The organism is Ignicoccus sp. (assembly GCF_056435145.1).
In genome coordinates, this window is sequence record NZ_JBWNMZ010000011.1 from 50,996 (window position 1) to 61,493 (window position 10,498).

Sequence of the window (10,498 nt, forward strand, 5' to 3'; positions counted from 1 at the left end):
TGCCGGCCTTTAGAAAGAAATGAGAGCGGCGTTCAACTGGCTGAGCAACAAACTGTCCAACTGGACCAGGGCTTTCTACGTTCACGCGCTGTGGTGGTACTCCACCCTTTTTAGTAGGACTTCCGTCGTCATAGCGCTTGTGTTAATAACTATAGTATTCTTCAGCTCCGTCCTCTTCCAGCACGTCGAGGGTAAGTCCCTCTTCGAGGCGATATATTGGGCCATAATAACCGTTACCACGGTAGGATACGGTGACGTGGTCCCCACCACCTTCGAGGGGAGAGTCCTAGCCTTAGCCCTCGCTTTGAGCGGCTTCGCCGGACTAACGGCTGCTCTGAGCATCGCGACCCACTTCATCGTAGAGAAGGCGATAAGGGAAAGGGAGGGCGAGTTGAGCGTAAGGGGAACGAGGATAATGATAGTTGGCTCGTCGAACACGTGTGTATACATAGCTACTCACTTGATAAGGGAGGTTGGAAAGAGAGGAAGGATAGTGTGGGTTACCTCCTATGACACTCCAGAAAAATACGTAGCCAAGGCCAGAGAAGCTGGAGTTGTAATAGTAAGGGGCTCGCTGACGGAGGTCGATACTTATTTGAGAGGAGGTATAGAAACTGCGAGCGATATAGTTATATGTGGTAAGAACGACAAGGAGGGGCTCTCCAGCCTCGCAGTAATACGAAGCTTGATGGGGAAGAGTTTGTACCCCCCTAGGTTGATATTCGTTGCCCACACGAAGAGGGCGGAGAAGCTCGCCTCGCAAGAGTTCGAAGCTGACGTGGTTATCACGCTCGACTCCTTCGGGTATCTCTTCAAGGAGTCGCTAACCGACCCCACCGCGGCCATGTTCCTCTCGGCCCTCTCTGAAGAGCACCCGAGGCTAGTCGAGCTGAGCTTACTTAAGAAGGGGGGTTTACTCTTCGCCAAAATAGCCAACAAGATGTACGTGTTGGGGAGGATGGAGCGCCTCACGGCGCACGAGCTTTCTGACGTCCTAAGTAGAAAAAGGAAGAAGAAGATTTATGTGGTAGCTAAGGTTTCCGGACTGAACGAGGTGACTCCTCTCAGGCCCGGCGACTACTTGGAGCCCCACGACGTGGCTGTGGCGGTTGAGTTCGAGGATTAGAACTTAATAACGGCCAACAGGTTCCCACACATGGCAACGCCCTTGCACTTTGGAGCCCACGAGCACGACTTACACTCGAAGGCGAAGGTGACGCGCGGCAGCTCGCCTACGTTGAAGTCCTTATATATCATGACTTTGTTGTTGAGCGCTAGACACAAGTCGGTGTTGCACCACTCGGCGTCCCTCCCCTTGCCCCGAACCTCGGCTACTTTGACGTAATTTTCGTGCCCCTCTTCGAACTTAAGTATTTGGATTTCGTCGTTGTTGAACACGATGAGCCATTCCAAGTCCGGGGTCCACCGGACCTTACTCAAGTCCCATTGGTAGCTGTGGTGCGCCAGTACTTCTCCGTTCTCGTTTACGATGATTAGGTTGTACTTACCTGCGACCGCCAGCAAGGCGCCGCTTTCGGTCCTCTCGAGGCGGGTTACGGGCAGCTCCTCAGCTACTCTTATTTCTTTAACTACTTTTCCCTCTCTCAGTATTAGAACCCTCCCGTCCTCCGTACCGACGGCGAAGCCGCCTTCCACCCCTACCACGCTCACCGCCCCTTCGAGTTTGACGGAACTCTCCCTAACCCTCTCGAGCCCCTCGGAGAAGTCAAGCATTAACAACCTCTTTTTAGAAACCGCGCCCAGCACCTTGCCGCTCCAGCTCAAGTCGCTAAACCTCGTCATTCCTCCTTTGACTACGTACCTCCCGTCTAAGTCTAGAGCTCCGACCCCAAACGTCTCTCTTAGGACTGCTATGTAGGGGCCCCATTCGACTTTCGAGCACCTAATGTTGAACTTTTTCAATAGCACTTTATCATCACCCTAGGTGTTTGGCTGTGAAGAGGGTGGCGGCCGTCGGCGGCCTCGACCCCTCCGGGGGCGCTGGGGTAGAGATGGACGTCAAGGTCGGCAGCGCCGTCGGCGTCCACGTACACCCGGTGGCGACGGCTATCACGTACCAAACGCCCACCGAGTTCTACGGCTCTAAGTGCAGCGATATAGAGGTTCTGGAAGGTCAGCTTAAGGCCGTGAAAGGAGTACGGAATTGGAAGTTAGGGATGCTCTGTAACGAGGAGCTCGCCGAGGCCCTACTGAAGTATTTGGACGGAGTTGTGGTGGTTGACCCCGTCCTCAAGGCCTCGGCCGGTGGAACGCTCTACGAGGGTAGCTTGGAAACCTACAAGAAGATCTTGTCTGTCTCGTTTGCGGTGACACCCAACGCCCCGGAGGCGGAGGCCCTAACCGGTTTGAGGGTCCGCACGGTGGAGGACGCGATGAGGGCGGCCGAAGCGTTAGCTAAGATGGGCCCGAGGCTGGTCGTGGTCACGGGCGGGCACTTGGATGTATTAGCTGACGTGATATACTACGACGGGTACGTGGAAATAATAAGGGGTACGAAAAGGGCGCCGTCCTTCCACGGGTCCGGAAGCTTCATGGCCATGGCCCTAGCCTCGTACCTAGCCTTGGGCGACGACCCAGTGGTAGCCGCGAGGAAGGCGGTGGGCTACGCGAGACTGGCACACTTCTTCTCTCGAGGCGAGGACGTCTTGGACCCGTTGTTCCAGATGAGGTACGACGCGGTTAGGCACTGCATGTACGAGGAGTACAAGTATTTCATAGAATGGCTCGAGAGCTTGCCATTAGAGAAGGCCAAGAAGATCGCCCCGGAAGTCGGGATAAACGTGGCCTACTCGGTTCCGAAGGAGCTGGTGAGGGGCAAGGGCTCGGTGCTCGGAGTCCCCGGGAGGCTCAGGTTGACTCCCAAGGGGCTTAGGTCTTGCTGCGTCCCTTGGTGGGGTCAAGCCGACCACACGGCGCGCTTGCTGTTAGAGGCACAGAAGTACAACCCGCGCGTGAGGGCAGTTATGAACATAAGGTACAGCCCCGAGAACGTCTCGGCGCTCTCCGAGGCCGGCTACGAGGTCTACGAGCTCAAGAGGGATACCGAACCTCCCGGGGAGGAGAGCATGAGGTGGGCCGTAAGGAAGGCTTACTCTGACTTGGGTAAGGTACCCGATGTTATATTCGACAAGGGTTACTACGGAAAGGAGGCGATGGTGAGGCTGATAGCTGAAGGGTTGGAGGAACTCAAGGACATGTTGGGCGCCGTCTTCCAGATTTAAGGGCGCTCCGGGAGGTCGCAGCGGCGAATGCCTTGAAGCAACTAGTCGCCTTACTGCTGTTGGCGTCCCTCGCGCTCGGGGCTAGCCGGTGCTACTCCCAAGTCCGCGTGGCTGAAGTGCCGGTGGTAGGCGTCAGCGTGGGGCCCGGAGGGGAGGAGCGCGGAGTAGTGGGAACCCTCCAAGTGACGGTCGCCTATCCGGGAAGCGGGGAGATCTACGTCTCCTCAGAACCCTTGACGGAGGTCGACACCCAAGGCGTGGCCCGGGTCGCGGTGCTGGTGGCCTCCGCGCTGGCGCACAAGGACTGGACCAAGTACGACTTCTTCTTCAAGTTTAAGACTCCGAGCGTGATAGTGGGCGGCCCCAGCGCGGGGCTGGCGATGACCGTGGCGACCTACTCGGCCCTCACAGGAACCCCAATCAGGAAGGACGTAGCCGGCACCGGCACCGTGGGCCCTGACGGGGTCGTCGGGCCGGTCGGAGGAGTCTACGCTAAGATGATCGCGGCCGTTCAGAACGGTTATAAGGTGTTTGTGATCCCTAAGGGAGAGGAAGTCGTCACCAGAAGGGTCGTGAATATCGAACCCCTGCCCTTCGGGATAGTTCAGCGCTTTAGGACAGAGAAGGTTAACTTAATCGAAGAGGGAAATAGATTGGGCATTAAGGTCGTCCCAGTTGCTACGGCCTATGAGGCCCTAAAAGTCTGGCTGAAAGGTGTGAAGTTAAGAGAGTGCAAAGCGGAGGTCGACTTACCCAACGAAGTGTTAAAGTTAATGAATGAGTGGAGGAACTACTACTTGAAGCTCTACAAAGAGGCCCGCTCGGAGGTCCGAGGCATCAGTCAAGAGTCGACCGTCCTACTTTCTAAGGCAGATGGGATGGCCGATAAGGCCCGCAAGGCGAAGGACCCCTACGAAGGGGTGAACTACGCTTTCACGGCAGCTATCTTGGCAGAAGAGGCCAAATGGTACGACGAGGTAGCGTTGAGCGGATTCAAAGCTTTGGTGAGGCTCAGCGACGAGGTCGAGAGTAGAATAAACGAGGCCAACTCTACTATAATGAACAACATGACCTACGACGTGAACGAGCTGGACCCGCTCCTCACCGCTGCTACTAGGGTTTTGAAGGCCTACTACTTCTACCACGAGGCGTTAAACAGTACTGACCTAACAGACATCATATATTACTTAGTATTAGCTAAGTACTACTCTGAGGCTGCTAAGACTTGGATGAGTTTGATCTCCTTGGAGCCGCCAGGACCTAAGGCAAATCCTAAGGAACTCTTGAGGGACGCTCTGGCGCTCTACTCCTCGGCCGGCGAACTCCTCGCTTATTACACAGCTATAAGCTCACAATTGGGTGCCCTCCCGTCCAGCGAGTTAGGGACTGCAGCGGGGGTATACAAGGAAGCCAACGACATGCCGGCGATATACAAACTTGCGGCCAGCACCTACCTTTCAGCGCTGGTCACGTATAGCCTCCACACAACTTACAATATCTCGCCGGACACCATGATTAGTAAAATGATGGCCGCTTTGAAGTGTAACGCCGCCCTGGCCTTGAACAGGGGACTAGCGCCCTACGCGGCGGAGATATACTACACCAGCGCCGAGGCCTCCCAAGGCGAGGAGGCCTTCTTGTACGCGGCCCTAGCGTCGACCCACTTCTTGCTCCTTTCGTTGTTATCTTAAGGTTCTGAAAACCTCTTCATTATTTCTAAGAATGTCAAAGCGTTTTTGTACATATCGTCGTTGTTGAAGTACACGAACGCTTCGCCTCCAACCTCGACTACCTTCTTCGCTATTTCCTCCAGTTCCGTCTCTGTATAGGAATAAGCGTAAGGGGGCTCGCCACGGCCGTGCAGCCGGAAGTAAGCGTAAGGCCCAATCTTCGCATATACCTTAAACTTCTTGCTGTCTACGCTAACGAACGTAGCTTCCAACTCATCTAACTTCTTGATGTATTTATCGTTGAACAGTTCCTTGTTCCTAAACTCGATTGCGGCTCTCCTCCCTAAAGATACGGTCTTTAAGAACTCCTCTAGCTTCGAGAAGTCCCCCGGCCCAAAGCTGGGAGGTAGTTGAAATAAATAGAACTTGATCAATGGGTCAAGGGGCTTGAAGGCCCTCTCGAACTCATCCCAAGTCTCGTAGCTGTCCGGACCGAACTTGGACGTGTGGGTTATCTTTTTGTATACTTTAACGCTCCAGAGCAAGCCCGAGCCATCTCTAGCCCACCTCTCGACCGTCCTCTCATTGGGAACTCTGTAGAAGCTTGAGTTTAACTCTACCGTGTCGAAGGGAGTGTTCTTCACGTACCCCTTCAACCCTCCCTTGTTCCAGCGGTAGGCCCATCCGGACGTGCCGACGTGCACTTTCATGGCAAGGCTGGGGTTCTTGCTCGGTGGAACTATAAAGGCCTTTGGTGGGTCCGGGGTGGGAGAGACGTTGAACGAGTCGCCTCGGAACGCCTTTGGGGAACAGCTGGTCAAGGAGGGGGAGAAGAGGAAGGACCTAGTAGTTTTGACGGCCGACGTAGCTGACGCCACCCGGACGAAGTGGTTCGCCGAGAGGTTTCCGGAAAGGTTCATCAATGTTGGTATTTCCGAACAGAACATGATAGGGATGAGCGCTGGCTTGGCAGCGGTGGGCTTCCAACCATTGGTCGCAGCCTTCGCTATGTTCTTAATGAGGGCTTGGGAGCAAGTGAGGAACACGGTCTGCAGGGCACACGTCAACGTGAAGATAGTGGGCACTCACGCCGGCTTCTCGGACGCCGGGGACGGCTCGTCTCACCAAGTGTTGGAGGACGTAGCCCTCATGAGGACTTTGCCCTGCATGAGCGTCGTAGTGCCGGCGGACGCGACCGAGATAAGGAAGGCCTTGCCGGAGATACTGGACTTCCCGACGCCCGTTTACATGAGGATAGGGAGGGATTACGGCCCTAAGGTATACAAAGACGACAACTATGAGTTTCGGGTAGGTAAGGCGGTCTGGCTCAAGGACGGCTACGACTTCGCGATAATAGGCAACGGCCCCCTCCTCTGGGACGCCCTAATTGCGGCAGAAAAGCTCGAGAAGGAAGGCACCAGCGTCGCAGTTATAAACATGCACACGGTTAAGCCCTTGGACACAAAAACGCTCGACAAGGTGGCAGGCAAGTACTCTGGCGTGGTGACCGTAGAGGAGCACGGCGTCAGGGGAGGACTCGGCTCGGCCGTGGCAGAGTACTTAGCTCAGACCGTTCCGGTACCTATGGAGATTCTCGGCGCCCGCTCGTTTGGAAAGTCAGCGCGGGACGTGAGGCACATTATAATTGCGAACGGACTCGACTTTACCTCTATAATCAATGCTGTGAAAAGGCTCGAAAGGAGGGTTAGGAGATGAGCGAGAACCCCCTCGAGACCTTGAAAGTTAAGAGGAGGGAGCTCGACAAGCTCGATAAAGAGATATTGAAGCTACTTAAGAAAAGGTTCGAGATAGTTAAGGAAATCACAGACACTAAGAAGAACTTGGGACTTCCGGTATACGACAAGGACAGGGAGGAAGAGGTAATGGTGACAAGGACGGTCTGGGGACTGGAGCTCGGAATACCTCAAGACTTCACTAAAGAAATGTTTAAGATGATATTGGAAGAGTCTAAAAAGATCCAGCTGTACACTCCCGAGAAGGTTTACGTCGGGATTTACGGCTACGGCGGCATGGGAGAACAGCTGGTGAAGGCGTTTTCCCGGGCAGGCCACAGGGTCGTGGTCACCGGGAGAAACTTGGAGAAGGCAGAGTGGATGGCTAAAAGGTTCAAAGTTGAGTGGGGGGAGCCGAAGGAGGTCGTCAAAGAGGTAGAGTGGCTCATCTTGGCTGTCCCACCTAAGGCTGTCCCGGAGCTCGTAAAGGGGCTAGCCCCCCTTATGAGGTCTGGAGCCCTCCTGAGCGACATATCCTCAGTAAAGAAGGCGGTTGTAGAAGAGGTGCTAAAAGTCTTACCGGAATACATCGAGTACATCAGCCTTCACCCGCTCTTCGGTCCAGAAGTTGAGCCCTTGGGCGAGACGGTGGTGGTAGTGCCGGTGAAGAGCTACGACTACTGGGTGAGGCTGGTCCAGAACATCTTAGTATCCATGGGGTTCGAGGTAATCACCAGCACTCCTGAAGAGCACGACAGAGCGATGGCGGTTACCCAAGTGCTCCACCACTTCGCTCTCGTCAGTTTGGACGAGGCGGCCAAGAAGTTGTCGAAAGAGTACGGGGTGGACTACATGAGATACGCAACTAGGTCTTTCAAAAAGACTCTCGAAACAATCCAAAGATTGAAGGAATTAAGCGAAGTTATAGATGAAATACAAGAAATGAACGAATACGCAGCCCACGCGAGAGAGGAGTTCTTGAGGGTAGCTTCGCAAATGGATAAACGCTGGAGGAAAGGTCATTAACTTCTAACCGTGTGCACATAGCGGCGAATAGACGTGCACATACCAGACGGCTTCTTGAGTCTCCCTTGGATTGTGGTCACCTACGCCGTCGCTCTGACGTACTTAGCCTACGCGTGGAAGAAGGCCAAGGATATCTTGGGAGAGGAAAAGTCCGCTTGGGCCAGCGCCTTCGCATCGGCAATATTCGCCGCCCAGATGCTCAACTGGCCCATTCCCGGAGGGACGTCGCTACACTTCGTCGGAGGGGCTCTGGTCGGGATACTCTTCGGTCCGTGGCTGGGAAGTTTGATAATGGCCTTAGTAATCAGCGTACAGTGCTTCTTGTTTCACGACGGGGGGATCACCGCACTGGGCGCGAACATATTCAACATGGGCATAGTCGCGGTGTGGGTAGGTTATCTCGTCTACAAGTCAGTTAAGGAGGTGCTCGGAGGGCCGAAGGGAACGTTCGTAGCCTCCTTCTTGGCCGGCTGGCTCAGCATAGCGGTCGCGGGGGCGACGGCGGGAGTCGAGATAGGGTTGAGTCCCTCCTTCCCTTACGGATTGGAGGTGACGTTGCCTATAATGTTTGGTTGGCACTTCTTGTTGGGTATTATAGAAGGAATAATCACAGCCTTAGTAACCTATTACATGTCCACTCGTGCGGGGTGGAAGCCGTGAGGAAGGTTTGGTACGCGATTTCGGCGATGATAGTGGTAAGCCCCTTGTTCGGCGTGGTGTTGGCCAACGCCGTGGGCTACCATGAACCCTTGGACGTAGCGGCGGAAGCGTTGGGACTACACGACGTCACGGACAAGGTCAACTGGACCCCGCTGTTGGACTACACCGTGCCAGGGCTTCCCGACACCCTGGGCTACCTTGCCTCGGGCGTTATAGGTGTGGTTGCGGTGTATTTGTTGAGCAAGTTTTTGTTCAAAAGGTGATCAATTTGTTCGACAGAGTCTTGGCGAGTCTTTTGGACACGGCCGCTGAGGCGGCGAGAGCACTCGCATCCAAGGACGTGAGGCCCAAGGCCCCCCTGCTCTTCCTCCTAAGCGCGCTCGCCTCCTCCGCCCTGGCCGCCAACGACCTCTTTGCGGCGTTGGTCGACATCCCTTTGGGAATATACCTAATTGTTAAGGGAGGATTCGGAAAGGCACTCCTAACGCTATTGTTCTTCGACGCTGTCGTGTCGGCTCCCTTGTTGTTGTCGGACCCTATGAGGGCTTTGGACTTTGTGGTCAGAAGCTTCTCGTCCTCTTCCGTTTTTATTTTCATTATTTCGCTCACCGGGTGGGAGGGTTTTGTCAACTCTTTACCCGTTTCTGACGAAGTAAAATTAATGATTAAGTTAATTCCATTACAAACGTACCTAGCCCTCAAAGAGCTTAACTCCCTCATCCTCGCCAGGAGGGCAAGGACCCTCTCCCCTCCAAGGCTCCGCGAAATCTGGTGGGCATTGGCGACGGCCGTGGGCGCGTTGCTGGCTAGGAGGGCCTCGAAGGCGCTAACCCTCATGCTGGTAGTTAAGGCCAGGGGGTTGGGTTTCGAGGCCCCTCGGCGCCTCAGCCCAACGTTGACGTCCTTAGCGTTGTTGGGGGTGAACTGCCTTGCTGTGTTTGTTGGACGCGTGGTTCGGGTATGAGGACTACGTCTTGAGAGGGGCCACCCTCTGCGTCAAGAGAGGCGTCTTGGGCGTGGTAGTCGGACCCATGGGTTCCGGGAAGAGTACCTTACTCTACGCCCTCGCCTCCTTGTTGCCTTTGAAGAGGGGCTCAGTAGTTTTGGACGGAAGGTCCTTCTCACAAGCGGACAGGAGGAGGGTCGGAGTACTCTTCCAGAACCCCGACGACCAGCTCTTCAACGCCACGGTCTACGACGAAATAGCCTACTCCGTCCGTACCGCGGGGGTAGATGAGGAGGAGGTAAGGAGAAGAGTTTTGGAAGTCTCGGAGGAGCTTGGAATAAGGGAGTTCTTGGACCGCAACCCCTTCAAGCTCAGCTACGGTCAGAAGAAGCTGGTGGCCTTGGCCTCTGTGGCGGTATACGACCCGGAGTTCCTCTTGCTGGACGAGCCTACTGCGAACTTGGACAAGGGTTCTTACGAGACGCTCGTCGCCTTCGTTTCGAAGGCATTAGAGTCCGGGAAAGGAGTCCTAGTTGCTTCCCACGAGCCGGACTGGGCTTCGGTAGCTGACGAAGTCTATACCATGAGGGACGGGAAGCCAGTGATGGTGGAAGCTCTCGAAGCCTTGGGGGAGCTCCCCTTACCACCGTCTTGGCTGACCCTCTTGGACATCTTAGGTGAGAAAGCTTTGGATGTAGTAAGGGAAAGGAGTCCTTTACGAAGGAGAAAAATTCTCTAGCAGAACTCGTTGGGCATTTCTATCCTATTTTGTAATCCTATCGTTTGGATTTTATTTGGTGACTGAGAAGGCACGGATTCTGTATCTTTCTATCCTCTTTTGAGACTCCACTTGATGAGTTGCTTTATTTCGTCTGCGTTAATGCCGTCTTTCTATCCTCTCTTGAGACTCCACGAATAGAAAACAACGCATGCGCATGCACGGAATTGAAACATATCTTTCTATCCTCTCTTGAGACTCCACTAAACATAGCAATTCAGGAACAGAAGCTTGCGGAACTGCTGCTTTCTATCCTCTCTTGAGACTCCACGAAAAGTGCTCGTTATAGAAAGAACGCCGCCGAGGAGTAGGGTTCACTTTCTATCCTCTCTTGAGACTCCACCGAGCGCTTCCGTATAAAGCTCCAAGTTCCTTCCCTTAAAAGGCTTTCGTTCTACCGCTTCCTTACAATTCCCAGCTATTTTTCTCTCCATTTAAGAAAT

The 10,498-nt window shown here is 54.4% G+C and carries 11 protein-coding genes and 1 CRISPR repeat array; of the genes, 9 read left to right on the plus strand and 2 right to left on the minus strand.

The window, feature by feature from the left end; translation table 11 throughout:
- Positions 1-19 precede the first annotated feature (19 nt).
- Entirely contained in the window at positions 20-1,126 is a 1,107-nt protein-coding gene (locus AC1HCZ_RS04085; RefSeq protein ID WP_479462271.1) for a potassium channel family protein, read from the plus strand.
- Here AC1HCZ_RS04085 and AC1HCZ_RS04090 read toward each other — a convergent pair.
- Positions 1,123-1,929 (minus strand): hypothetical protein, encoded by an 807-nt coding sequence (locus AC1HCZ_RS04090; protein ID WP_479462272.1) that lies wholly within the window; start codon positions 1,927-1,929, stop codon positions 1,123-1,125. The genes AC1HCZ_RS04085 and AC1HCZ_RS04090 overlap by 4 nt on opposite strands.
- A 26-nt stretch (positions 1,930-1,955) precedes the next feature.
- Here AC1HCZ_RS04090 and AC1HCZ_RS04095 point away from each other — a divergent pair, with 26 nt between their 5' ends.
- Both AC1HCZ_RS04095 and AC1HCZ_RS04100 read left to right on the plus strand, forming a co-directional pair.
- Positions 1,956-3,242, plus strand: coding sequence for a PfkB family carbohydrate kinase (locus AC1HCZ_RS04095; RefSeq protein WP_479462286.1), 1,287 nt, complete (start codon positions 1,956-1,958; stop codon positions 3,240-3,242).
- A gap of 32 nt (positions 3,243-3,274) precedes the next feature.
- Positions 3,275-4,933: a S16 family serine protease gene (locus AC1HCZ_RS04100; RefSeq protein WP_479462273.1), complete on the plus strand. Its 1,659-nt coding sequence runs from the start codon at positions 3,275-3,277 to the stop codon at positions 4,931-4,933.
- On the opposite strand, the gene AC1HCZ_RS04105 is transcribed toward AC1HCZ_RS04100, so the two are convergent.
- Positions 4,930-5,622: a DUF72 domain-containing protein gene (locus AC1HCZ_RS04105; RefSeq protein ID WP_479462274.1), complete on the minus strand. Its 693-nt coding sequence runs from the start codon at positions 5,620-5,622 to the stop codon at positions 4,930-4,932. The genes AC1HCZ_RS04100 and AC1HCZ_RS04105 overlap by 4 nt on opposite strands.
- 55 nt (positions 5,623-5,677) lie before the next feature.
- Here AC1HCZ_RS04105 and AC1HCZ_RS04110 point away from each other — a divergent pair, with 55 nt between their 5' ends.
- Genes AC1HCZ_RS04110 through AC1HCZ_RS04135 form a run of 6 tightly spaced genes read left to right on the plus strand, consistent with a single transcriptional unit; the run spans position 5,678 to position 10,016 of the window.
- Complete coding sequence (locus tag AC1HCZ_RS04110; protein WP_479462287.1) at positions 5,678-6,628, plus strand: transketolase family protein; 951 nt, start codon at positions 5,678-5,680, stop codon at positions 6,626-6,628.
- On the plus strand, positions 6,625-7,671 hold the full coding sequence (locus AC1HCZ_RS04115; protein ID WP_479462275.1) for a prephenate dehydrogenase/arogenate dehydrogenase family protein: 1,047 nt from the start codon (positions 6,625-6,627) through the stop codon (positions 7,669-7,671). Before AC1HCZ_RS04110 ends, AC1HCZ_RS04115 begins: the two co-directional genes overlap by 4 nt.
- A 33-nt stretch (positions 7,672-7,704) precedes the next feature.
- Positions 7,705-8,331, plus strand: coding sequence for an energy-coupling factor ABC transporter permease (locus AC1HCZ_RS04120; protein WP_479462276.1), 627 nt, complete (start codon positions 7,705-7,707; stop codon positions 8,329-8,331).
- A complete protein-coding gene (locus AC1HCZ_RS04125; protein WP_479462277.1) occupies positions 8,328-8,594 on the plus strand; it encodes a PDGLE domain-containing protein in 267 nt (88 codons plus the stop codon). The genes AC1HCZ_RS04120 and AC1HCZ_RS04125 overlap by 4 nt, the downstream gene beginning before the upstream one ends.
- A gap of 5 nt (positions 8,595-8,599) precedes the next feature.
- Entirely contained in the window at positions 8,600-9,295 is a 696-nt protein-coding gene (locus AC1HCZ_RS04130) for a hypothetical protein (RefSeq protein ID WP_479462278.1), read from the plus strand.
- Entirely contained in the window at positions 9,261-10,016 is a 756-nt protein-coding gene (locus tag AC1HCZ_RS04135; RefSeq protein WP_479462279.1) for an energy-coupling factor ABC transporter ATP-binding protein, read from the plus strand. Before AC1HCZ_RS04130 ends, AC1HCZ_RS04135 begins: the two co-directional genes overlap by 35 nt.
- Before the next feature lie 85 nt (positions 10,017-10,101).
- Positions 10,102-10,398: direct repeats of the CRISPR family, unit length 26 nt; unit sequence CTTTCTATCCTCTCTTGAGACTCCAC.
- Positions 10,399-10,498 lie beyond the last annotated feature (100 nt).